Annotated in this window: 23 protein-coding genes; 11 read left to right on the top strand and 12 right to left on the bottom strand. The window is 69.9% G+C overall.

Annotated features, from left to right (window positions below; all coding sequences use genetic code 11):
* Nucleotides 1-89 precede the first annotated feature (89 nt).
* Complete coding sequence (gene modA / locus F9C41_RS17090) at nt 90-887, bottom strand: molybdate ABC transporter substrate-binding protein (protein WP_155387792.1); 798 nt, start codon at nt 885-887, stop codon at nt 90-92.
* Between the two features lie 151 nt (nt 888-1038).
* Between modA and F9C41_RS17095 the strand changes: the two genes are divergently transcribed.
* A complete protein-coding gene (locus F9C41_RS17095) occupies nt 1039-2139 on the top strand; it encodes a class I SAM-dependent methyltransferase (RefSeq protein ID WP_155387793.1) in 1101 nt (366 codons plus the stop codon).
* Nucleotides 2140-2159: 20 nt separating this feature from the next.
* Here F9C41_RS17095 and F9C41_RS41800 read toward each other — a convergent pair whose 3' ends face one another.
* Complete coding sequence (locus tag F9C41_RS41800) at nt 2160-2285, bottom strand: hypothetical protein (protein WP_269058926.1); 126 nt, start codon at nt 2283-2285, stop codon at nt 2160-2162.
* Complete coding sequence (locus F9C41_RS17105; RefSeq protein WP_155387794.1) at nt 2282-2530, bottom strand: hypothetical protein; 249 nt, start codon at nt 2528-2530, stop codon at nt 2282-2284. The genes F9C41_RS41800 and F9C41_RS17105 overlap by 4 nt, the downstream gene beginning before the upstream one ends.
* A 72-nt stretch (nt 2531-2602) precedes the next feature.
* Here F9C41_RS17105 and F9C41_RS17110 point away from each other — a divergent pair, with 72 nt between their 5' ends.
* A complete protein-coding gene (locus F9C41_RS17110; RefSeq protein ID WP_155387795.1) occupies nt 2603-3235 on the top strand; it encodes a TetR/AcrR family transcriptional regulator C-terminal domain-containing protein in 633 nt (210 codons plus the stop codon).
* A gap of 217 nt (nt 3236-3452) precedes the next feature.
* The gene (locus tag F9C41_RS17115; RefSeq protein ID WP_230689678.1) at nt 3453-4139 is read left to right on the top strand and encodes a DUF899 domain-containing protein; all 687 of its coding nucleotides are present in this window, start codon (nt 3453-3455) and stop codon (nt 4137-4139) included.
* A 96-nt stretch (nt 4140-4235) separates the two neighbouring features.
* On the opposite strand, the gene F9C41_RS17120 is transcribed toward F9C41_RS17115, so the two are convergent.
* Complete coding sequence (locus tag F9C41_RS17120) at nt 4236-4916, bottom strand: hypothetical protein (RefSeq protein ID WP_196279813.1); 681 nt, start codon at nt 4914-4916, stop codon at nt 4236-4238.
* A 144-nt stretch (nt 4917-5060) separates the two neighbouring features.
* Between F9C41_RS17120 and F9C41_RS17125 the strand changes: the two genes are divergently transcribed.
* The 4 genes from F9C41_RS17125 to F9C41_RS17140 all read left to right on the top strand — a co-directional run bounded on the left by F9C41_RS17125 (nt 5061) and on the right by F9C41_RS17140 (nt 9033).
* On the top strand, nt 5061-5786 hold the full coding sequence (locus tag F9C41_RS17125) for an HAD family hydrolase (RefSeq protein WP_155387798.1): 726 nt from the start codon (nt 5061-5063) through the stop codon (nt 5784-5786).
* A 459-nt stretch (nt 5787-6245) separates the two neighbouring features.
* Nucleotides 6246-6644 carry an organic hydroperoxide resistance protein gene (locus tag F9C41_RS17130; RefSeq protein ID WP_456236816.1) on the top strand — a complete coding sequence of 133 codons (399 nt, stop codon included), beginning with the start codon at nt 6246-6248 and terminating at the stop codon, nt 6642-6644.
* Between the two features lie 77 nt (nt 6645-6721).
* A complete protein-coding gene (locus F9C41_RS17135; protein WP_230689680.1) occupies nt 6722-8401 on the top strand; it encodes an MFS transporter in 1680 nt (559 codons plus the stop codon).
* Nucleotides 8402-8493: 92 nt separating this feature from the next.
* Nucleotides 8494-9033, top strand: a complete 540-nt coding sequence (locus tag F9C41_RS17140) for a HutD/Ves family protein (protein WP_155387801.1) — start codon at nt 8494-8496, stop codon at nt 9031-9033.
* A gap of 110 nt (nt 9034-9143) precedes the next feature.
* Here the strand turns inward: F9C41_RS17140 and F9C41_RS17145 are convergent, their stop codons facing one another.
* The gene (locus tag F9C41_RS17145; RefSeq protein ID WP_155387802.1) at nt 9144-10310 is read right to left on the bottom strand and encodes a glycoside hydrolase family 26 protein; all 1167 of its coding nucleotides are present in this window, start codon (nt 10308-10310) and stop codon (nt 9144-9146) included.
* Nucleotides 10311-10525: 215 nt separating this feature from the next.
* Nucleotides 10526-11476, bottom strand: coding sequence for a hypothetical protein (locus tag F9C41_RS17150; protein ID WP_155387803.1), 951 nt, complete (start codon nt 11474-11476; stop codon nt 10526-10528).
* A gap of 170 nt (nt 11477-11646) precedes the next feature.
* On the opposite strand from F9C41_RS17150, the gene F9C41_RS17155 reads away from it, so the two are divergent.
* The 3 genes from F9C41_RS17155 to F9C41_RS17165 all read left to right on the top strand — a co-directional run bounded on the left by F9C41_RS17155 (nt 11647) and on the right by F9C41_RS17165 (nt 15755).
* Complete coding sequence (locus F9C41_RS17155; RefSeq protein WP_155387804.1) at nt 11647-12585, top strand: GlxA family transcriptional regulator; 939 nt, start codon at nt 11647-11649, stop codon at nt 12583-12585.
* 143 nt (nt 12586-12728) lie between these two features.
* Entirely contained in the window at nt 12729-15308 is a 2580-nt protein-coding gene (locus F9C41_RS42020; protein WP_155387805.1) for a rhamnogalacturonan lyase, read from the top strand.
* 114 nt (nt 15309-15422) lie between these two features.
* The gene (locus tag F9C41_RS17165) at nt 15423-15755 is read left to right on the top strand and encodes an L-rhamnose mutarotase (protein WP_155387806.1); all 333 of its coding nucleotides are present in this window, start codon (nt 15423-15425) and stop codon (nt 15753-15755) included.
* A gap of 18 nt (nt 15756-15773) precedes the next feature.
* Here F9C41_RS17165 and F9C41_RS17170 read toward each other — a convergent pair whose 3' ends face one another.
* From F9C41_RS17170 to F9C41_RS17195, 6 genes are all read right to left on the bottom strand, one after another.
* On the bottom strand, nt 15774-16346 hold the full coding sequence (locus tag F9C41_RS17170; protein ID WP_155387807.1) for a hypothetical protein: 573 nt from the start codon (nt 16344-16346) through the stop codon (nt 15774-15776).
* The gene (locus F9C41_RS17175) at nt 16343-17266 is read right to left on the bottom strand and encodes a carbohydrate ABC transporter permease (protein WP_230689681.1); all 924 of its coding nucleotides are present in this window, start codon (nt 17264-17266) and stop codon (nt 16343-16345) included. Before F9C41_RS17175 ends, F9C41_RS17170 begins: the two co-directional genes overlap by 4 nt.
* Nucleotides 17263-18069 (bottom strand): carbohydrate ABC transporter permease, encoded by an 807-nt coding sequence (locus F9C41_RS17180; protein ID WP_230689682.1) that lies wholly within the window; start codon nt 18067-18069, stop codon nt 17263-17265. Before F9C41_RS17180 ends, F9C41_RS17175 begins: the two co-directional genes overlap by 4 nt.
* A gap of 264 nt (nt 18070-18333) precedes the next feature.
* The gene (locus F9C41_RS17185; protein WP_155387809.1) at nt 18334-19623 is read right to left on the bottom strand and encodes an extracellular solute-binding protein; all 1290 of its coding nucleotides are present in this window, start codon (nt 19621-19623) and stop codon (nt 18334-18336) included.
* Nucleotides 19624-19864: 241 nt separating this feature from the next.
* Complete coding sequence (locus F9C41_RS17190) at nt 19865-20362, bottom strand: DUF1990 family protein (protein WP_155387810.1); 498 nt, start codon at nt 20360-20362, stop codon at nt 19865-19867.
* On the bottom strand, nt 20359-21174 hold the full coding sequence (locus F9C41_RS17195; RefSeq protein ID WP_155387811.1) for a YndJ family protein: 816 nt from the start codon (nt 21172-21174) through the stop codon (nt 20359-20361). The genes F9C41_RS17190 and F9C41_RS17195 overlap by 4 nt, the downstream gene beginning before the upstream one ends.
* Before the next feature lie 337 nt (nt 21175-21511).
* Here F9C41_RS17195 and F9C41_RS17200 point away from each other — a divergent pair, with 337 nt between their 5' ends.
* Entirely contained in the window at nt 21512-21982 is a 471-nt protein-coding gene (locus tag F9C41_RS17200; protein ID WP_155387812.1) for a VOC family protein, read from the top strand.
* Nucleotides 21983-21989: the final 7 nt, after the last annotated feature.

Consider the following 21989-nt stretch of genomic DNA (forward strand, 5'->3'; position numbering starts at 1 on the left):
CCGCGCCCCCGCGGCGGCTCTGGCGGCGGGGGCGGCGCGGCGGGGCCCGGGGGGGGGCCCCCCCGCGACTCGGGTCGGGGCGTCACAGGTCAAGGGGCTTGGAAGCCCGCCTCGCCGAGCACGGCCTTGCCGCGGTCGGAGGTGACGAAGGTCAGGAACGCCTGTCCTGCGGTCTTGTTCGGGGCTTCCTTGAGCAGCACGATCGGGTAGTCGTTGATCACCTGGGCGGACTCGGGGAACTCGACGCCGTCGACGTCGGCGGCGGCGGCCTTGGCGTCGGTGCGGTACACCAGCGCCGCGTCGACCTCACCGAGCTTCACCTTCTGCAGCGCCGCCTTGACGTCCTGCTCCAGCGTCACCGGGGTGACCTTCACCCCAGCTGCGTCCAGGGCCTTCTTCGCCGCGGCACCGCACGGGACCTGCTCGGCGCACAGCGCGACCTTCAGGTCGGGCTTGGACAGGTTCTCCAGCGTGTTGATGCCCTTCGGGTTGCCCTTGGGCACCGCGATGACGAGCTGGTTCTTCACGAACACGGTCGGGGTGCCGTCGGCGTCGCCGGCGTCGACGACGGTCTTCATCGTCGCGGGGCTGGCCGCGGCGAAGACGTCCGCGGGCGCGCCCTGAGTGATCTGGGTGGCCAGCGCGGAGCTGCCGGCGAAGTTGAAGATCACCTTCGTGCCGGGGTTGGCCACCTCGAACTCCTTGCCGAGCTTGGTGAACGACTCGGTCAGCGACGCTGCGGCGAACACGGTCACGTCACCGCTGACGCCGTTGCCCGAGACGCCGGCCCCCGGCTGGGCGGTCCCGTCGCCACCGCACGCGGCCGTGGTCAAAGCCCCGGCCATCACCAGGCCCGCCAGCGCCGATCGGATCAATCTGCTGTACATGAATCGTTCCTCCCCTGCCCGAAGGCGTATCCGATCCGGTAGGACGTCACCGGCCAAGCCTAACCTCGCAACTGCGATCCTTATCAGTCTGCCTGATGGTTCGTTGCGGAACCGATGGCGTTCTCAACATCGCAACTGCATGATGGAGAGCATGACCGGTTCCGGCTCCCCTTCGCCGCGGCCCACCTCGGCGCAGCAGCGCCGCTGGGACGAACTGTTGACGCTGCTGGCCGACAGCGTCGCGACCGCGGGCACCGTCGTGGTCGACGGTTACTGCCACAGCGACTGGTTCGCCGACCGGCTGCACGCCACGCTGCACTCCACCGGCCGGCACGCCATCCGCCTGACCCGGCGGTCGCCGTTGCACGACGAGGACAGGTGGTACGCCCACCGCGGCCCGGCCACCCTGGCCCTGGCCGACGGGGCGGGCTGGCGCGCCCGTCCCCCTGGCGGGCGCTGGGATGTGGTGATCTGGCTGCGCACCCCCGCCGCCCACGGCCACGGCGGCGCGTACCCCGACGATGCGCAGATCGTGGTGGACCTGCACGACCCGGACTGGCCGATCGTGCGGCACATCGACCCGGCCCTGGCCGCCCACGACCGTTGGTACCTACCCGAGACCCGGGCGTTCTTCGCCGTACGCGCCGCGACCTGGGACATCAAGTTCGGTGACGACATGCCCACCTACGCCGCCGCCGTCGCAGCGGCGAACATCCCCGTCGGCACGGCGGTGGCCGACATCGGCTGCGGCACCGGCCGTGCCCTGCCCGCGCTACGGGCCGCCGTCGGCCCCGAAGGCACCGTCATCGGCGTCGACGTCACGACCGAGATGCTCACCGCCGCCCGGGACCTGGGCCGCAGCGTCGGCGCCCATCTCGTCCTCGCGGACGCGCGGCACCTGCCGCTGGCCGACGGCACGCTGAACGCGGTGTTCGCCGCCGGATTGCTCCATCACCTGCCCGACACCCGGGCCGGGCTGGCCGAACTTGCCCGCGTCACCGGTGCGGGCGGGCGGCTGGTGCTGTTCCACCCGTCCGGACGCGCCGCGTTGGCCGCCCGGCACGGCCGCACCCTGGCACCCGACGAGCCCATGGCGGAAGGGCCGCTGCGGCAGTCGACGGCCGTGACCGGCTGGCGGCTGGACAGCTACGAGGGGTTGCCGAACCCGACGAGGGTGCAGTCCGGCAGCGCGCCGATGCCGTCGAAGGCGGGGATCGCCGGCAACTGTGCGGTGTACTGCCGGCTCGCGTAGTGCGTACCGGCCGCGATGCGCTAGTCGACGTTCTCGACCGCGACCGCCTTCACGTCGATGACCACCTCGTCGTCGCCGGCCACGGGATCCGGGAAGTCCTCGTAGCGAGGGATGCCACCGATCTCGGGCAGCACCGCCGCCTTCATCGCAGCTCCCGGTCGAAGAATGCCGCGATCCGGCGCTGCCAGGTCGGCATGAACCGGGGAGGGCGGGCAGGCGAGTGGTTCCACCTGTGGTTCAGCGAAGGGTGGGCCGCGACGCCGCGACGCCGCGCGTGGCCATGGCCCGCCGTGCCCTGGTGTCCGGCGGGCCGCTCGGCGTGCGCGGGGACTCCGGGGATGCGGTGTGTCGCCCAGTGCAGCAGGCCGCCGAGCGAGCGCTTGTGCGTCATCGTCGTCTCCGTCTCTCTATCAGTGATAGAGAGACTCTAGCACTGATAGAGTGCCGACGGGAGGTACCGAAATTGGCGCTAGACCGACAGCGGATCGTCGCCGAGGCCGTCGCCCTGCTGGACGCCGAGGGTCTCGACGGCGTGACGACACGCAAACTCGCCGCGCGGCTCGGCGTGCAATCGCCGACCCTCTACTGGCATCTGCCCAACAAGGCGGCCCTGGTCACCGCGATCGCCGACGCGATCCTCGACCAGGAGTTCGGCCACATGTCACCGCCCGAGCCGGATCAACACTGGCATGACTGGTTGAGCGGCCTCGCCGAGCGGCTGCGCCGAGCGCTGCTCGCCCATCCGGACGGCGCCCGGGTCATCTCCGCGTCCCAGCTCTCCGCCACCATGGCAGCGATCTCCGAACTGGCCATGAGCACCCTGGTGGCGCGCGGTATCCCGTTGCGGCAGGCCCGCGTGATCGTCCTGACGGTCGAGCGCTTCACGGTCGGCCACGTCCTCGAAGAACAGGCCCCCCGCCCGGACACGGAGGCGCTGAAAGACTTCGACATGGCCGCATTCACCGAGCAGCACCCGACCGTCGTGGCCGCGGTCGCCGACTACTTCAGCCCCGGCCGCACGGTGGACGACCTGTTCCGCGACTGTCTGGAGGTGGTCATCGCGGGCGCCGCGGTCAAAGCCGACGCCACCTCCTGACCGATCATCCGCTCTGCAGCATCGGTGAGTTTGGGCTCCGCCGGTTCTGGGCAGATTCCTGTGTCGGCGAATTCCGGACCGCGGTGGCCAGCGCGCGCGGATACGGTCGCAAGGTGGCCCTGGATATTCCGGCCTCGATGCAGGCGGTGTCGGTGTGCATGCCGGCGGACCGGCCTGAGCTGATCGTGTGCCAAGACGAACGAGGGAGATGTTGATCATGGCTGCTCTGCCACCCGTTGTCGACTCCGCCACCTGGCGCAAGGAGCTGGACGAGCTGCGCGCACGCGAGAAGGCAGCCACCAGGGAGCTCGACGCGATCGCCGCCCAGCGACGCAGGCTCCCCATGGTGAAGATGCCCGAATACACCCTGGCCGGCGCCGAGGGGCCGGTCCGGCTCGCCGATGTCTTCGACGGCAGGTCGCAGTTGATCGTCTACAACCACATGTGGGACCCCGACCCGAACGCGCAGTGGCAGTGCGGCGGCTGCACCAGCCTCACGTCGTCGTACACCCGGCTGGACTTCCTCGACAACTACGACGCACGATTCGTGATCGTGACCCAAGGACCGATCGACGCGGCCCTCGCCTACGCCGAACGCGTCGGCAACAAGATGACCTGGTACTCCACCTCCGACAGCCCGTTCGGGGCCGACGTCGACGCACCGCCCGGGGGCGGGTTCGCGTTCAACGTCTTCCTGCGTGACGGCGACACCGTGTACCGCACGTGGCACACCACCGGTCGCGGAGCCGAACAGCTCACGTTCACCTTCGCCCTGGTCGATGTGCTGCCCCACGGGCGGCAGGAGGAGTGGCAGGACTCCCCGGAAGGATGGCCGCAGCAGCCGACGTACAGCGGCTGGCTCGACTCGCCCGACGTCGCCCGGTTGTACGGTCCCGCCGAGTGACACCCGCCGCCGGCCCGGGTGTCCGAAGGTGGGGCAAGATCATGTGCGGCGCGGCGTTCCCGCCATGTTCCCGCAGCCAGTCATAACCAGCCGGACTCAGCCAGACACACCCGGACCCCAGACGAAACGTGACTCCGACGGATCTCGCTGGTCCGAGCTGCTTTTTGCTGTTGGTGGCGGGTAGAGAATTCGAACCTCTGTAGCTTTCGCGACGGATTCACAGTGCTGGGCGAATGCCGCTTCGGCGTGCGGTGGCCGTTCTGCGCCCAGATCGGGCGTACGCGCAGGGGGCATGAGGCTGCGCAGTTGGTCGACCCGGGCCTGCGCGCCGGTCAGGGAGTAGCTGCCCAGGGTCCGCAGCGGCATCAGGGCACCACCGAGTCGCAGCACGGGGCCGTGGACTGGTAGACCCGCCCGCTCGTCGACCTGGGCGCAGAAGATGTCCTCGACCTCGCTCCACGGGGTCACCACGGTGCGGCTGTCGAAGCCGCGAACGTGCACGCCCTCGCTGTCGATGACCACACCCATCCGCAGCGCCCGCCACACGCCGACGACGCCCATGAGGGAGCACACGACGCCGAGCACCGCGCCGAACAGGTATCGCCCCGCCAGCACCTCCTCGTGGGTCAGATACAGCAGGCCGAGCAGACCAAACATGATGAAGACGGCCAGGAGGACCGCTACCTGGATGCGGGGACGGATGACGACGCGTTTCACGTCGGCAGATGCTACATGCCCCTTCACCAGGGCATCAGCGGTGCGATCGCCCGCCACCATCTGTCCGCACCTGCACGTCTGGTTCGTGACCGGCCGCCACCGACCAGCCCGCAAGTAATCCGCAGGTTCAGGGTTCGAGTCCTTGATGGCCACAATCGGACATTGCGCAGATGACCGGGCAGCGAGCGTGCGATGCTTCGTTGCATGCGGGAGCCGAACGACCGCCGGAACAGCGAGCACAGCGGGCACGTTCGCGCGGTGTTGTTGGACTTCTACGGCACGGTCGTCGCCGAGGACGACGCCATTGTCGCCGACATCTACCGGCAGCTACTGGACCAGTGCACTGATCCTCATGAAGTAACCGCGACGCAGGTGGCCTCGTATCGGTGGCGCGCGTTTTGCGAGGAGATGACGGCCGACCGGGCGGCGTTTCGATGTCAGCGGGACATCGCCGTGTCGTCACTGGCCCGCACGGTGCGTCGGTTCGGCTCGGCCGCCGACCCGGAAGCCTTGTGCGCGTCGCAGTTCGCGTTCTGGCGTGAGCCGGACCTGTTTCCCGACGCCCGCGCATTCCTCGACCTGATCGACGTGCCGGTCTGCGTGGTGTCCAACATCGACCGCGCCGATGTGCTGGCCGCGATCGCCTATCACGGGCTGCCGCTGGCGCACGTGGTCACCAGCGAGGACGTGGGCCGCTACAAGCCACACCCAGCGATGTTCCAGGCCGCGTTGGACCTGCTCGACCTGCCCGTCGGCGCGGTGCTGCACATCGGCGACTCGCTGTCGGCCGACATCACCGGCGCTCACACCTTCGGCATTCCCAGCGTGTGGGTCAACCGATCCGGCAAGCCACGGCCGGACCCGTTGCACGCGATCACCGAGGTAGACACCCTCGCCGCTGCGCTGCCGCTGGTGCCGCACCGGCGATGAACGCCACCTCCGAATGGGCCTCGCGAGTCGGTGCACGCCAGACCGTCGCCAGGCCGTCATAGGTGACGGCGAACTCGCCGGTCAGGACGACACCGGCGCCCAATAATCTCGGACTGTGTCCGAACCTCTCGATGTCCGCTGCCCGCCCAGCCCGGTCCGCTGGGTTCTTCATGCGCCTACTGACCCGTGGGGGGAGCGCTATGCGGCGGAGGTTCGCGTCGAGATCCATGACAGCGGGCTGGGTGCACATCCTCGCCGCCACCGCAGAAAGCCCCGAGGGCAGCCCCATGGCGGTGGGCGTCCGGTTCCGGCTCGGCGATGGTGACGATGCGGGCCCGCGGCCCCGCGCAGGCGCATAAGCTGCACTAAGACGGCTGCCACTCGCGGAAGGCCACGACAATGAGCACTCCAGGCCATGCCGGTGGTATCACCAAGGCCCTCTACACCGCGGAGGCTGTCGTGGAGGGTGGCCGCAACGGCCACGGTCGCACCTCCGACGGCCGGCTTGAGGTCGACCTGGCCGTCCCGGAGTCGATGGGCGGGGCGAGCGGCGACGGCACCAACCCCGAGCAGCTGTTCGCCGTCGGCTACGCCGCCTGCTTCCAGTCCGCGATGCTCAACGTGGCCCGCGGCCGCGGCCTCGATCTCGACCGATCCCGCATCCATTCGACGGTCGCCATCGGCCCGACCGGCCACGGCGGGATGGGCCTCGCCGTCACCTTGGACCTGCATGCGGACAACCTGAGCCGGGACGACGCCGTCAGCCTGCTCGGCCGGGCGGATCAGCTCTGTCCATATTCCAACGCCACCCGAGGCAACATCGACGTCACGCTGAAATTCGCAGGCGAACCGATCTAGGCAGAGCGGGGAGGGTCATGTCCTCGGCCTTCCCGCCTCCGGGCAGGCGGAGCGCGCGTATTCCGTACAAGTGGTCGGTGCTGTCCAACACCACGCTGGGCATGCTCCTGGCCACCGTGAACGCGTCCATTCTGATCATCTCGCTGCCTGCCATCTTCAACGGCATCCACCTCGATCCGCTCGCCCCCGGCAACGTGAGCTACCTCCTCTGGCTGCTGATGGGGTACCTGCTGGTCACGGCGGTGCTGGTGGTCAGCCTCGGCAGGCTGGGCGACATCTACGGGCGGGTGCGTATCTACCGCGCCGGCTTCGTCGTGTTCGCCGCCGCCTCGGTCGCGCTGGCGTTGACCCCGACCGGTGGCACCGCTGGGGCGCTGTGGCTGATCGGCTGGCGCCTGGTGCAGGGTGTGGGCGGCGCGATGCTGATGGCCAACTCGACCGCGATCATCACCGACGCCTTCCCTGCCCGGCAACGCGGCACCGCCCTGGGCGTCAACCAGGTCGCCGGACTGGCCGGCGGCTTCATCGGCCTGATCCTGGGCGGGGTGCTCTCGGCGTGGAACTGGCGGGCGATCTTCTGGGTCAGTGTCGTGGTCGGCCTCGCGGGCGCCTGGTGGGCCTACCGCAACCTGCGCGAGACGGCACAGCCCCGGCCCGGTGTGCGCATCGACTGGTGGGGCAACCTGACGTTCGCCGCGGGTCTGACCGTCCTGCTCGCGGCGATCACGTACGGCATCCAGCCCTATGGCGGGCACACCGAGGGCTGGACCAACCCGTGGGTCCTCGGCGGAATCCTCGGCGGCGTGGCCCTGCTGATCGTCTTCTGCATCGTCGAGACCCGGGTGCCCCAGCCGATGTTCCATCTCGGCCTGTTCCGGATCCAGGCGTTCTGGGCAGGCAACGCGGCCGCGCTGCTCAACGCGATCGGCCGCGGCGGGCTGCAGTTCATGCTGATCATCTGGCTGCAGGGCATCTGGCTGCCGCTGCACGGCTACGACTTCGCGCAGACCCCGCTCTGGGCGGGCATCTACCTGCTGCCGCTCACGGTGGGGTTCATCGCCGCCGGCCCGGTCTCCGGCTTCCTGTCCGACCGGTATGGCGCGAAGCTCTTCGCCACCGGTGGGCTGCTTCTCACGGCGCTGAGCTTCCTCGGCCTGCTGGTGATCTCGGTCGACTTCAGCTACCCGATGTTCGCCGCGCTGCTGCTGCTCAACGGGATCGGCGGGGGCCTGTTCTCGGCGCCGAACACGACGGCGGTGATGAACGCGGTGCCGCCCGCCGAGCGTGGCGTCGCGTCCGGTATCCGGGCGACCTTTCAGAACACCGGCATGGTGCTGTCCATCGGCGTGTTCTTCTCGCTGCTCGTCGCCGGGCTGTCGCGGTCGCTGCCGGGCACGCTGCACAGCGGGCTGGCCACCGACGGCGTACCCGGACCCGCGATCGCCGCGATCACCGCGGTGCCGCCGGTGGGGCTCATGTTCGCCGCGTTCCTCGGCGCCAACCCGATCGCCTCGCTGCTGAGTGCTGCCGGTGTCCTGCACGAGCTGCCCGCGTCGACGGTGTCGACGCTGACCGCCCGGACCTACCTGCCGCACCTGCTGTCCGGCCCGTTCCACCGCGGCCTCGTCGTGGTGTTCGTCCTGGCCGCCGCGCTGAATGTGGTCGCGGCGGTGGTGTCGCTGTTCCGCGGCGGTGTCTACATCTACGACGAGCACGTCCACGACGAGGAAATCCGCGTGGAGTCCGACTGCGGATAGTCGCGACGCGCCCTCAGCTCTGTTCCGGAGGGCGCCGACGTGATGGCGGCTTCGGCCCGTCGTGCTCACCGGACGGGCGTAGCCTGGCCGTCATGGGTGTAACGGTGCTGCCGGCTGCCGACCGCATCGCCGTTGCGTGGCGCAACGGTGGCGGGGTCACCCGTGAGATCGCCGCCTTCCCTGCAGGCGTCGATGACTTCCGGTGGCGGCTGAGCATCGCCGATGTCGGCGCGGACGGCCCGTTCTCGGCCTTCGTCGGCTACCGGCGCGTGATCACCGTGCTCACGGGTGCGGGCATGCGGCTGACCGTCGGCGACGCCGTACACGACATCAGGCCGCTGGAGCCGTTCGAGTTCGACGGCGGAGCCCCGACGACCTGCACACTGCCGGGCGGACCGATCACCGACCTCAACCTCATCGTGCAGGCCGGTGCCCACGGTGCGGTACGCATCGTCGAGACCAGCGGCCCCCTGACCGTGACCGGGCCGGCCGCGATCGTCATGGTGCGCGGGGCGGCGACCCTGGAAGGGCGCAGTGTGGGCGTGCCGGACGCGGCACTCGTGGACCGCGCCACGGTCACCGCGCTGCGGCCCGTGGGCACGGCGACCGCGGCACTGATCGACCTGCCCTGACCTGCCCGCACGGTTGTCGAGGTCCATTACGAGGTACACCGGCGCACAGGCAAGACCCCCGATCAGAGGTCATCTGACCGGGGGTCTAGGTACCCTGTGCAGCGGGTCGGTCAGGCGGCCGTGGTGAAGGCCACCGAGGCAGGCTTCAGCACGAGCACACCGTTGGCGTCATAGATCTTGCAGCGGAACGTGTAGCCGGTGTCCGGCGCCAGCCCGGTGCGGACCGAGGTGACCGTCTGCGGGCCGTCGGCGACGGTGACCCCGGCGGTCTCGTGGAACTCCGTCCCGCCGACCGTACGCCAGGACGCCACGGCGACCCGGTAGCTCAGATTGTGCGGGTCGACGCCGCACGACAGCGCCGCCGAGGTCGAGGTGACGTCGGCCGCCGGGTTGTTGGTCGCGGTGACCGGCCCCGCGAACAGCGAGCCGTCGATCGCGCTCTTCCACGCCTGCTGCGACGCGGTGTCGTGCAGGCGGTTGTCGTAGTTGAGCTCGTAGTCGTAGTAGGCGACGAAGACCACGTCGTTGTCGCGCGCCCAGTACGCCATGTCGGTGAGGAACGCGGCGCGGTCGGCGGCGTCGAGGTAGCCGAGCTCGCTGATGGCGAACGGCTTGCCACGGGCCACCGTCGTGGCGAGGCTGGGGCGGCGCAGCTGGTGCTCGGCCATCGTCTCGTTGTCGCCGACGCTGGCGTTGTTGTCCTTGAACTGGTAGATGTCCCAGGACATCACGTCGACGTAGGCGTCGCCGGGGTAGTAGTCCAGCCAGTTGCGGCCACTCGCCGGGTCCAGGCTCCAGTCCATCAGCACCAGCGTCGCCTTGACATTGGACTTGGCCACGGCGGGCTCGTGCGCGATGGTCCAGATGTGCTGCCAGGCCGCGATGAACTCGGGCGCGGTGAACTCGCCGTCGGCGATGTTGTCCTCCGGCTCGTGGTAGAACGTCCACCAGACGGTGCGGTCGGTCGGCGCCTGCGTGAAGAAGGTGCGCAGCGCCGTGTCATGAGTGCCCGCGACGACGTCCGCCGGCGTGTACTTGAACGAGACGTTGACCGGTGCCGTGCCGGTCAGCTTCGGCGACGTGGACCAGGAGCCCGGTGCGCCGGTGAAGAACGCGCGGAGCATGTCGGCCGGCCCGTATTCGGCCAGGTAGGCGCCGTTGGTCGGCGCTCCGAACAGCGTCGACGGTGCGGCCTGTGCGGGTGTGGCCGCGGTCGTCGCGGCCGCAGCAGCGGAGAGCAGCACCGCGAAAGCGGCGCGCAGCAGCTTGGTGCGCAAGGTGTTTCCCCCGTTTCGAGCCCAGGAGTTGGGCGACTGCGATTATGCATCCCATCTCGACCTCGGTGGGGGCTGCGGCATGCACCGCCGTCGACCCACCCCCACCGACCGACCGCTTTCGATTAGAGTCCTTCGGCCGCGCCCTCGTGCGGATCCGAAAACCCAGAGGTTCTTCAATTCCGTATGCCGCGGCGCCGGGCCGCTCCCCTGTCCGGTCAGTCGGTTTCCGGACGCGGAAACATGGCCACGAGGACAGCGCACACCACGGCACCGGCAGCCACCACACCGAGCGCCAGTAGCGTGGCGGCGTCAGGACGGATCAATGACTGTCCGCGGCCCGCTTGCCAGATCAGCACGCCCAGCAGGGCCGCGTACGCGAGGCCGCCGATCGTGACGAGCCGGGCCTGCACCGTCTCGTCGCGAAGTGCCGGCACCTTGCGGGCCAGCATGGCCAGCGCGGCGGCGGTGAGCAGGAGCACATGGATGCCGTGCAGGCCGACGAAGTGCGGGACCCGGAAGTCGCCGCCGGTGACGCTCCAGTTGGTCAGGAACATGCCGTGCCCGTCGAGGTCGCCGATGCCGTGTCCCTGGTACATCCGGACCGCGGTGCCGTTGGCGTCGGTGACCGTACGCTCGCGGATGTTGGTCGTCATCCACCAGACCGGCACGACCATGCCGACGGTGGCCAGGACCAGGCCGTGCCGGACGGCCCTGGTCACCGGCTTGCTGAAGGCGCCCTGGGCGAGCGCGGTCGCGGCGATGGCCAGCTGCGCGACGAGAATCCCGGCCACGCCGTAGGTGAACAGCTGGGTCATGGCGACGGTCACGGGGTCGTCGACGTTGCTGTTGAAGTGGCTGAACGTGCCTCTTGCGGCCTGTACGGCGATCCCCGCGACCTCGACGGTCGCGGCGACGGCGAAGGCCGTGCCCGCCCACCATCCGAACCTGCGGGCCTTCTTGAGCTTGGTCACCAGCCAGGCCAGCAGGCCGGAGTAGAGCGTGAAGGCGATGGCGAACTTCAGTGGCTTGACCCAGACCGACTCCCCGAGCATCGCGCGGTCGTCGACGGCGACGCCGACTGCGGCGACGAGGGCAAGGGCGATCATCAGGGTCACGTTCAGCATGAGCGGCCGGTGCCACTCGCGCCAGGGGCGTAGCGGGTTCATCTGTTCTCCGGTCTGAGGGTGTATCGCGATCGCCGGTGTGCGCCCAGCTGGTCTTTTGCTGCATGGCGGATCGGCCGGCGATCGTTCGTGCGGTAATCGTGCGGCGTCGGGCCGATGAGGACGACCGGCACGGTTGCCACTGATCGCAAGGAACGTGCCATCATCGCGGCATGGCATTCCGATCCGTGACGGCGTACGCCCCCGAAGGTGTGGCTGCCTTCGGCCTGGGGCTGGTCGGTGAGATCTTCAGCGGCCGCTTCGCCTTCGACGTCTGCGCCGAGCGGCCCGGCCCGGTGCGCACCGATCTCGGGCTCACGGTGCAGGTGGACGCCGGACTCGACCGGCTCGCCGCGGCTGACCTGGTCATCGCACTGCCGGGCAGCCGGTTCCGGGAGCCGTCACCGGCCGTCGCGCAAGCCTTCCGTGCGGCCGCGGCCCGCGGCGCGACCGTGGCCAGCCACTGCGTCGGTGCGTACGTGCTGGCCGAGGCGGGCCTGCTGGACGGGCGCCGGGCGACCACGCATTGGCGCTTCGCCGCCGAGTTCGCCGAGCGCTACCCCACGGTGCGGCTGGCCACCGATGTGCTCTACGTCGACGAGGGCCCGGTCGTCACCGGCGCCGGCGCGGCGGCGGGCCTGGACATGTGCCTGCACCTGATCCGCCGCGAGTTCGGCGCCGCGGTCGCCAACGACGTCGCCCGCGAGCTGGTCGTCCCGCCGCACCGCGACGGCGGGCAGGCGCAATTCGTGACCGCGCCGGTGCCTGACGGCTTCGAGGATCAGCGGCTGGGCGCGGTGCTGGCGTGGGCTCGGGCCAACACGCACCGGCGGCTGACCGTCGACGAGCTGGCGGCTCGTGCGCTCACCAGCCGCCGCACGTTCCTGCGCCGGTTCGCCGACGCGACCGGCACCACCCCGCACGCCTGGCTGCTGGCTCAGCGGCTCAACCGCGCCGAGGAGCTGCTGGAGGCCAGCGACCTGCCCGTCGAGGAGGTCGCCCGGCAGGTGGGGTTCGGATCCGCCGCGGCGTTGCGCGAGCAGTTCGTGCGCCGCCGGGGTGTGCCGCCGCGGACCTACCGCAAGACCTTCGGCAGTCGGCCGGCCGTCTGAGGGCCGGAGTCGGCGTGGGCGCTTGACAGCGCACTCAAGGTGATCGATAGTTGTAACGTTTCAGGCCCCTGAAAGCGCTTTCCGTGGCATCGCTCCCCCGATCACGCGGCGACGGAGGCGCCCCTTCGACGAGGAGATCACGCATGAGTCCTCGGCTCCGACACCGCCGCCTCCCGTCCGCAGTCATCGCCACCGCCTGCGCGGTGACGCTGATCCTCACCGGGCCGGCCGCGTCCGCCGGCGAACGGCAACCTCATCACGGCATCCCCGCCGTCCAACTCGAACGCCTCGACCGCGGCCTGGTCGCCGCGGCCACCACCGAGGGGACGTTTCTGAGCTGGCGCCTGCGCGGACACGAGGTCACCGGCCACACCGACACCGGCCTGTCCGGCCCGGCCTTCCACGTGTACCGGGACGGGCAGCGCATCGCGACGGTCGCCGACAGCACCAACTACCTCGACCGCGACGGCACGGCCGCATCGGCCTACCGGGTCGCCGCCGTCGTCGGCGATGCGGAAGTCGACCTCAGCGATGAGGTCTCGCCCTGGTCGGGCGGCTACCACGACCTGCCGCTGCGCAAGCCGCCCGACGGCGTCACCCCGAGCGGCGAGGCGTACACCTACTCGGCCAACGACGTGAGCGTCGGCGACGTCGACGGCGACGGGCAGTACGAGTACGTCGTCAAGTGGGACCCGTCGAACTCCAAGGACGTCTCGCAGGTGGGCTACACCGGCCCCGTCTACGTCGACACGTACGAACTCGACGGCACCCCGCTCCATCGGATCGACCTCGGCGTCAACATCCGCGCCGGAGCCCACTATGCGCAGGTCCTGGTCTACGACTTCGACGGCGACGGCCGGTCCGAGATGATGGTCAAGACCGCGCCGGGCACGAAGATCATCAGGTATCGGCCGGACGGCGGCGTCGCCTCCGAGCGGTACATCACGATGCCGCGCCAGGACCGGGCAGCCGGCTACTCGCACAACGACGACTACCGCCTCAGCGCAGCCGGTTACTACGACCACGTGGTCGAGATGTTCCTCGGCTGGCACCGGCATCCCGAGGTGCTGGCGGGCCGGTGGCCGGCGACGCTGGAGGATGCGTTCGGCATCCCGCGGGCGTACTCCTATCCACTGTCCGCGGCCGACGCGCGGGCGCTGGCCGACTACTTCGTCGACGTGTACGCCCCCGGCCGGAGCACCCGCAACAACCTGCGGGCGTTCGCGGGCTTCATCGTGGACGGGCCGGAATATCTGACCGTCTTCGAGGGCGCCACCGGCCGCGAACTGGAGACGATCCGGTACAAGCCCGGCCGGGACGACGACGGCCTGCGCTGGGGTGACTACGCGATGGCGCGCATCGAGCCCGCCAACCGCGTCGACCGGTTCCTCGCCACGGTGGCGTACCTGGACGGCAAACGCCCCTCCGCCGTGTTCGCCCGTGGTTACTACACCCGCACCACCTTGGTCGCCTACCGCTGGAACGGCCAGCACCTGACCGAGGACTGGTACGTCGACAGCGGCTGGGTGCCGATGAGCAACCCGTTCAACGACTCCCCGCACGGCCGGGACGGCACCGATCCCGAGTTCGCCACCCTGACCACGCAGGGCGCGCATTCGCTCAGCGTCGCCGACGTGGACGCCGACGGCCGGCAGGAGATCGTCTACGGCGGGGCGACCATCGACGACGACGGCAGCCTGCTCTACAGCTCGTTCGCGCCGCTGCCGCCGGGCAGCGCCGACCCGGGCGCGGTGGTCCGCCTCGGCCACGGCGACGCGCTGCACGTGACCGACATCGACCCGAACCGGCCGGGACTCGAGATCTACATGGTGCACGAGGGCGCGACCTTCGCCCCGTACGGGCACGCGCTGCGCGACGCCCGCACCGGCGAAGTGATCTTCGGGGACTACACCGGCCGGGACACCGGACGGGGCATGGTCGGCGACGTCGACCCCGCGGTGCCCGGCCTGGAGGTGTGGCCGGCCATGCCCCCGAACGCTGCCGAGCTGGGCATCGGCCTGTTCTCGGCGCGCGGCGACCTGCTCGGCCCCACCACGCCCGGCACGAACATGAGCATCCGCTGGGCGGCCGACGGGACCACCCAGGTCGTGAACGGCACGGCCACCACGGTGCTGCAGACCCCGACGATCGACGACTGGCGACGCGGCCGGCTGCTCAGCGCCGAGGGCACCCTGGCCAACAACGGCACGAAGGGCAACCCGGCGCTGGTCGCGGACGTCTTCGGCGACTGGCGGGAGGAGCTGCTGCTGCGCACGGCGGACAGCACCGCGCTCCGGATCTACCTGAGCACCGAGGTGACCCACCGCAAGCTGTTCACTTTGATGCACGATCCGCAGTACCGGGCCGACGTGGCTCGGCAGCAGACGTCCTACAACCAGCCCGCGTACCCGAGTTTCTACCTGGGCTCGGACGTCGACTGGGCGCGCGTGCCGGTGCCCGACCACTGGGCGCCGGGCAGCGTGGACGCCCTGCGCGACGCCCTGGACGGATACGTGGCGAGCGGGGACGTGGCCGCGCGGGAGGCTCACGGGCTACGCGCGTTCCTGGCCCAGGCGGACCACCACGCGACGGGCGGCCGCGCCGATGCGGCAGCCCGCGCGCTACGGCGCTTCGTGCAGCACCTGGCTGGGCGAGGAGTCTCGGCGGCAGCACGGACGGCGCTGGCGTACCAGGCCGGCACTGTCCTTCGCATGCTGTCCTGACCAGGGTGACGTCGTCCGGGGCCGGTCTCGGGAAACCGAGGCCGGCCCCGGACGACGCGTTAAAACGTTCCAAGTCGTCACGTCGGCCGCCAGGCCCCGACCGCGAGGTATGCCATGCATCGGATCTGTTTCACGCTTCAGGTCAAGCCCGATCGACTTCAGGAGTACCGGCGTCGCCACGACCCCGTGTGGCGGGAGATGCTCGAAGCGCTGCACGACGCGGGCTGGCACGACTACTCACTGTTCCTGCGCGACGATGGTCTGCTCGTGGGCATACTCCTGACCGGCGACTTCGCCGCGGCACAGGCCGCGATGGAGGCGACCGAGGTGAACGCCCGCTGGCAGGCCGAGATGGCGGAGTTCTTCGAGTCCGGTCGCCCCGACCACGCCATGCAGGTCCTCACCGAGGTGTTCAACCTGGACCGGCAACTGGGCCAGACGCCGTGACGGGTCGGCCGTCGCCGGTCACGGCACGCGTACGCGTGAGCGGTGCTGCACGGCGACGACCGCGAACGCGACCACACCGAGCGACGGGACGAGCAGCAGCGCGAACTGCCAGGTCAGCACCGCGGTGAGGGCTACTGCGACGAACACGTGCAGGGCCGCCGCCGGGTCGGCGTCCCACTGGTCGCGCAGCCCGCGGACCGCGGACCGCCACCCGCCGTCCCTGGTCCACGCCCCGGCCGCCAGCACGACGGCGGTCGCGACGATGCCGAGGGCGAGCCGGCCGACGAACGCCATCACAGCGCCCGCCGGTGTCGGGTCGGCAGCCGCGAGTCCGATCGCGAGGATCGCTGCGCCGGCGCCGAGCAGCGCGACCACCGCGACCACCGCACCGCCCGCGGCGGCCGCCCGGGCGTCGCGCCAGAACGCGGCGAAGGGAGATCCCTCGTCTGCGACGTATCGCCGCAGGTGGCCGACGCCCGCGGCGAGCGCGGCCGGCAGCGTCAGCACGGGCAGGGCGAACAGCGCGATGGCGACGCCGGTCAGCAGCACCTCGGCGAAAAGTGCGAAGCCGGCCGAGAGCCTGGCCCTCATCCCTTCAGGCCCTGGGTGGCGACGCCCCGGATCAGCATCCGCTGGAAGATCAGGAAGAACAGCAGCACCGGGATCAGCGACAGCAGCGAGGCTGCGACGGTGGCGCCGTAGTCGGAGGTGCTGGTCGTGTCGTTGTAGAGCCGCAGCGCGATCGGCAGGGTGTAGTTCTCCGGTGAGGTGAGGTAGATCAGCGGCCCGAGGAAGTCGTTCCAGGTCCAGATGAAGCTGAAGATCCCGCCGGTGACCAGCGCCGGTCGCAGCAGCGGCACGACGATCGACCAGAAGATGCGCGGGTGTCCGGCGCCGTCGATGCGGGCCGCCTCGTCCAGCTCCCGCGGGATGTTCCGGATGAACTGCACCATGAGGAACACGAAGAACGCCTCGGTGCCGAGGAACTTGCCGATCAGCAACGGGACATAGGTGTCCAGCAGGTCCAGCTGGTTGAAGATGATGTACTGCGGAATGATGATCACGTGGAACGGCAGGAGCAGAGTTCCGATCATCGCGGCGAACAGGATCCCCGAGCCCTTGAAACTGACGCGGGCGAACGCATACCCGGCCAGCGCGCTGGAGGCCAGCGTGCCGACCACCGCCAGCGACGCGACGATCAGCGAGTTGAGCCCGTAACGCCACAGCGGGATGCCCGCGATGCCGTCCCACACCCGGGCGTAGTTGTCCAGCGTCGGCTCCCACGGCAGCAGGCCGCTGTTGCGGCCGAACTCGCTCGACGGCTTGAGCGTGGCGAAGAACAGCCAGACCAGCGGGTAGAGCACGATCGCGGCCAGCACGAGCAGCATCAGATACCACACGATCGTGGTCGCCAGGCCGCGGCGACGCCCGCGCCGCCGGGCCGGAGGGGCGTCACGGGCCGTGATCTCGGCGGTCCCGTGTCCGGGCTGGACGTGCTCGACGGTGGTCACCGATTGTCTCCCGCGTAGTACACCCACGACCGGGCGGTCCGGAACATGATCGCTGCGATGATCGCGACGACGACCAGGACGACCCAGGCGATCGCCGCCGCGTAGCCCATCTGCATGTCGGCGAAGCCGCGCTTGTACATGTAGAGCGTGATGAAGTTGAGCCGGCCGCCCGGGGCGCCCGAACCGTTGGAGATGATGAACGCCGACCCGAACACCTGGAAGGCGTGGATGGTCTCCAGCAGCAGGTTGAAGAAGATGACCGGCGACAGCATCGGCACGGTCACCTTCCAGAACCGGTGGACCGGCCCGGCGCCGTCCACCTGCGCCGCCTCGTACAGCTCGGTGGGGACCTGCTTGAGCCCGGCCAGGAAGATGACCATCGGGGCGCCGAACTGCCACACCACCAGAATGATCATCATTGGTATGGCGAGGTCGACGTCGCCGACCCAGCCGCCCAGATCGATGCCCAGAATCTGCAGTGAACTGTCCACCGCGCCGTCGCCGGCGAACATCGCCCGCCACACGATCGCGACCGAGACGCTGGCCCCGATGAGGCTGGGGGTGTAGAACGCCGACCGGAAGAACCCCGAACCGCGGGTGATCGAGTTGAGCAGCAACGCGATCGCCAAGGCCGCAGCGAGCTTGACCGGCGTGCCGATGAGCACGTACTCGAGGGTCACCTGGGCCGAGCGCAGGAAGACCGGGTCGTCGGTGAACATCCGCACGAAGTTGCCGAACCCGACCCACTCCGGCGGGGTGAAGATGTCGTACCGGGTGAACGCCAGGTACAGCGAGACCGCCATCGGCCCGACGGTGAGGCCGAAGAACCCGACGAGCCACGGCGCCAGGAATCCGTACCCGGCGATCGTCTCTCGCCGTGCCGCCGCCGCGCCCCCGGAGGCGCGCCCCGGCCTGCGCGGCTCCCCCGCCGGGGACGCTGCGGCCGTACGACGTTCTGCCGTGCGGCCGGAGCCGCGCGCCGTCGGCGTCCCCGTTGGAGTAGGGACTGTCACCATGGTTCTCCGCTCGTTCAGGTCCGACGGGGGCGCGCGATCAGAGCCACCTGCCTACTTCTTGAGGATCGTGTCCATCTCGCTGAAGAACTGGTCCACCGCCTGCTCGACGGTGACCGTCCCCAGGCCGAGTTCCTCGCCCAGCTGCCGGAACTTCTCCTCGATGGAGCCGTAGCCCACCACCGGAACCGGCGGCGCCGCGCCCAGACGATCTTTGATCGACGTCTCGTAGTCGAGGATCTTCTGCGACAGCGGGTCGAGCTTCACCCCGGCCAGGTGCGTCGAGGACGCCGGCAGCCCGCGGTTGGTGCCGAACACCGCGCCCGCCTCCTGGCTGTTGAGCAGGAAGTCGACCAGCAGCGCCGACGCCTCCGGGTGCTCGCTGTTGGCCGCGATGGCGTGCAGCATCGACGGCTTGAGGTACAGGTCCTTCGCGCCGGCCTTGGTCACGGGCGGGGCGGACAGGGCCAGGCCGCTCGCGTCGGCGCCGAGATCACCGGCATAGCCGGCGCCGAAGTTGTCCCAGGTCAACTCGCTGGTCGTCAGACCGGCGCCGAAGCCGGACTTGGGCGCGACCTCGAGCAGGCGTTTGGTCGGGATCGTCGCACCGGTGCCCCGCACCTGCGCGCCCTTGCCCCAGAACTCGGCCAGCTCCGCCTTGGTGAACTGCGCCGCACCGGCGTCGTCGAACAGGTTCTTGCCGTTGGCCCGCAAGGAGATCTCGAAGTTCTGGATACGTCCGGTCGGATCGGTGCCGCCCCAGACTGAACCGCCGCCGGCCTTGCTCACGGAGCCCATCCACGTCGCGTACTCGTCCCACGACGTGGCGCCCGTGTACGCACCAGCCCCGGACTTGGTGAGCAGAGCGGTGTTGGTGAACATCGCCCACGCGTTGGTGCCGATCGGCAGCGCGGTCGTCACGCCGTTCACGACGCCGATGCCCAGGGTCGACTCGGTGAACCCGTCGGTCTTGATGTACTTGCCCAGGTAGGGCTTCAGGTCGAGCAAGAGTTTGTTCTGCGAGTACTGGCGCAGGTATGCGTAGTCGAACTGCATCACGTCGGGCAGGTCACGGCCCGCCGCCTCGATCTGGCGCTTCTCCCAGAACTCCGGGAAGGGCAGGAAGGTGGAGTTGACGGTGATCTTCGGGTACTTCTCGTTGAACTTCGCGATCGCGTTCTTGTAGAAGCCGGCCCGGGTGTCGTTGCCCCAGAACGCCAGATCCAGAGTGACCGGTGCGTTCGGGTCGAAGTCGGAACTCGGCCCCGCTGGTTCGCCGCCGCAGCCGGCGAGCAGCAGAGCCGCGCTCGCCACAGCCGCTATCGCGATCTTGAATCGTTTCATAAAAAGTGTCCCTTCTGGACGTGCGGTCACCGGAGGGCAGCCCCCGAGCCGAACCCCTGCCACGCCGCCCGGAAAGCGCTTGCTGGCCCACACTAATGAAGGCCTATGTGTTACACAAGAGCATCTCGTAAGGACATAAACGCTCTGACTAGCGTCAAGGTGTGATGTATCCCGAACTTCTCGACGGCGGCAGGGCACGCCACACCCGGGCCCGAGCCGGGCGGGGCGCGATCCTCATCGGTCAGCTGACGAGGCGGCGCAGCGCACGACCCAGCATCCGGGCGTACGCCTGCTGGAAAGCGACCACCAGCGGCCCGGCGGCCCTGGTGTACCAGCGGGCGGGGCCGCTGAACGCGGTCATCGTGAACCAGACCGCCCCGTCGACCAGCTCGACCACGAACGACTCCTCGCCCCGCTCGGGGTGTCCGGCCAGCGTTCCGTACCCGAAACCGGCCCGCTGCGGCCCGTGCTCCACCCACACCACCAGGCACGGCGCGGCGATGCGCAGCGGCCCGATGCCGAGCCTCGACGTCACCATGAGCCCCTCGACCGCACGCGGGCCGGCGGCGTCGACAAGCACCCCGGCGGCACGCTGCGGAGCGAAGGTCAGCACCGCGTCGGTCGCGGCGGCCATCGCCGAGGCGTTCCCGATACGGGTGCGATAGCGCAGATGGTGGTAGCCGCGCGGCAGCACGTCGTCGCGGGTGGCGCCGACCTCTGCATAGCTGAGTCCGGTCATGCCCGCACCCCCATCCGCCGCCACGCCACCAGCGCGCACAGCACGAAGGCGAGCGCATTGGCCAGCCCGTGCGTGGCCGCCATCCAGGCCAACGTCGGGTGTGGCAGCCCGGTGGCCTCGCCCAGCGCCCAGCTCAGCGCCAGCAGCATGGTGACCGCGAGGGTCGCGGCCGCGACGGCGAGCAGCGTCCGGGTCGCCCGGTCTGCACTGCGGGCACGAACGTCGCGCCAGGTGAGCCAGGCGATGAGCCACATGCCGGTGGTGAGCACGACCGCACCGGCGAGCTCGGCGATGTCATCGACGAAGTAACCGGCGAGCACCAGCAGCGTTCCGACGGGTACGCACCAGGCGGCGGCTCGGGCGGCGCCACTGTCCACGCTCCGGCAGACCAGACCCGCGATGAGGGCGGACCCGAAGCCTGCGAAATGAAGGTGCGGCACGGTCAACGCGAGGATGCCGAGGCTGAAGCCGAACAGCTCGTGCCCGGCGCGCTCGGCGACCAGCGCGCTCGCTGCGACGGTCGGCGCAGCCAGTGCGGTCAGCACCGCCACCTCTGCGGAAGCCGGGCTGCGCCGCTGCGCCAGGCGCGTGACCGCCAGACCCGCGAGCAGCAGGGTCATCAGGGCGTACGGCACGCACAGGCTGGTGGCGAGCGCTCCCCGCGGCAGCCACAGCGCGACCGCCGACGGCACGGCGACGACCGGCCACCACCTGGCCAGCCGCGCGATGCCGGGGCCGTCGACGAGCCGTAGTCCGAGCGGCATCAACACGAGCATGCCCAGCATGATGATCGAATTTACCAGCAGGGCCATGTGGCCGCTCCTCCCCGGAAGCGGTACTTGAACACGTTCAAGTACCGCCCTCGGAGGCTAGCGCATGGACTTGAACACGTTCAAGTCCACTGGCCACATCCCGGTGGGCTCACCAATGCGCATTCGCGGCTCCCTCCGTGAACCGGGTCACCTACCTTGCCCCTGACGCCGACGTCAGGTTCTAGCGTGGCTTTCGAACAGCGCGCAACCCCTTCGGCGGTGCCGCTGTCCGCCCAGCAGCCGGGGGCAACGAGACGCCCCGGCTGACGGCCGCCACCTGTTGAGCCGGTGACGCATGAGGCGCAATCCCACCGACGTCAAGAAGCAAGGACATCCCATGGATTTGAAGCTAGAAGTGATCGTGTTGCCCGTCTCCGACATCGACCGGGCCAAGGCCTTCTACGAGAGGGTCGGATTCCGCCTGGACGTCGACTACAAGGCCAGCGAGGACGTCCGGGTCGTGCACTTCACGCCGCCCGGCTCCGCGTGCTCGATCATGTTCGGCGAGGGGGTGACCCCCATCGCTCCCGGCTCGTTCCAGGGCCTGTACCTCATCGTCTCCGACATCGAGGCGGCCCGCGCGGAGCTCACCGGCCGTGGCATCGACGTCAGCGAGATCTTCCACGACGCCGACGGCCTGTTCCACGGCCACGCGGGCGGGGACGTCACCCACCGCGCCCCCGGCCAGCAGCGGCGGGCCGGCCTACATCCCGAGCGTGCCTCCTACGGCTCCTACCTGACCTTCCGCGACCCGGACGGCAACGGCTGGGTGCTCCAGGAGGTCTCGCAGCGGCTGCCCGGCCGCTGACAACCCG

This window comes from Catellatospora paridis (assembly GCF_009720365.1).
Classification (GTDB): Bacteria; Actinomycetota; Actinomycetes; order Mycobacteriales; family Micromonosporaceae; genus Catellatospora; species Catellatospora paridis.

Coding starts and splice junctions, on each gene's coding strand:
- F9C41_RS42020 (WP_155387805.1), top strand. CDS start 12,729: ATGAGTCCTCGGCTCCGACACCGCCGCCTCCCGTCCGCAGTCATCGCC.
- F9C41_RS41800 (WP_269058926.1), bottom strand. CDS start 2,285: ATGAAGGCGGCGGTGCTGCCCGAGATCGGTGGCATCCCTCGCTACGAG.
- F9C41_RS17140 (WP_155387801.1), top strand. CDS start 8,494: ATGGGTGTAACGGTGCTGCCGGCTGCCGACCGCATCGCCGTTGCGTGG.
- F9C41_RS17125 (WP_155387798.1), top strand. CDS start 5,061: ATGCGGGAGCCGAACGACCGCCGGAACAGCGAGCACAGCGGGCACGTT.
- F9C41_RS17115 (WP_230689678.1), top strand. CDS start 3,453: ATGGCTGCTCTGCCACCCGTTGTCGACTCCGCCACCTGGCGCAAGGAG.
- F9C41_RS17120 (WP_196279813.1), bottom strand. CDS start 4,916: ATGGTGGCGGGCGATCGCACCGCTGATGCCCTGGTGAAGGGGCATGTA.
- F9C41_RS17180 (WP_230689682.1), bottom strand. CDS start 18,069: ATGGCGGTCTCGCTGTACCTGGCGTTCACCCGGTACGACATCTTCACC.
- F9C41_RS17155 (WP_155387804.1), top strand. CDS start 11,647: ATGGCATTCCGATCCGTGACGGCGTACGCCCCCGAAGGTGTGGCTGCC.
- F9C41_RS17195 (WP_155387811.1), bottom strand. CDS start 21,174: ATGGCCCTGCTGGTAAATTCGATCATCATGCTGGGCATGCTCGTGTTG.
- F9C41_RS17185 (WP_155387809.1), bottom strand. CDS start 19,623: ATGAAACGATTCAAGATCGCGATAGCGGCTGTGGCGAGCGCGGCTCTG.
- F9C41_RS17105 (WP_155387794.1), bottom strand. CDS start 2,530: ATGACGCACAAGCGCTCGCTCGGCGGCCTGCTGCACTGGGCGACACAC.
- F9C41_RS17150 (WP_155387803.1), bottom strand. CDS start 11,476: ATGAACCCGCTACGCCCCTGGCGCGAGTGGCACCGGCCGCTCATGCTG.
- F9C41_RS17165 (WP_155387806.1), top strand. CDS start 15,423: ATGCATCGGATCTGTTTCACGCTTCAGGTCAAGCCCGATCGACTTCAG.
- F9C41_RS17200 (WP_155387812.1), top strand. CDS start 21,512: ATGGATTTGAAGCTAGAAGTGATCGTGTTGCCCGTCTCCGACATCGAC.
- F9C41_RS17095 (WP_155387793.1), top strand. CDS start 1,039: ATGACCGGTTCCGGCTCCCCTTCGCCGCGGCCCACCTCGGCGCAGCAG.
- F9C41_RS17190 (WP_155387810.1), bottom strand. CDS start 20,362: ATGACCGGACTCAGCTATGCAGAGGTCGGCGCCACCCGCGACGACGTG.
- modA (WP_155387792.1), bottom strand. CDS start 887: ATGTACAGCAGATTGATCCGATCGGCGCTGGCGGGCCTGGTGATGGCC.
- F9C41_RS17170 (WP_155387807.1), bottom strand. CDS start 16,346: ATGAGGGCCAGGCTCTCGGCCGGCTTCGCACTTTTCGCCGAGGTGCTG.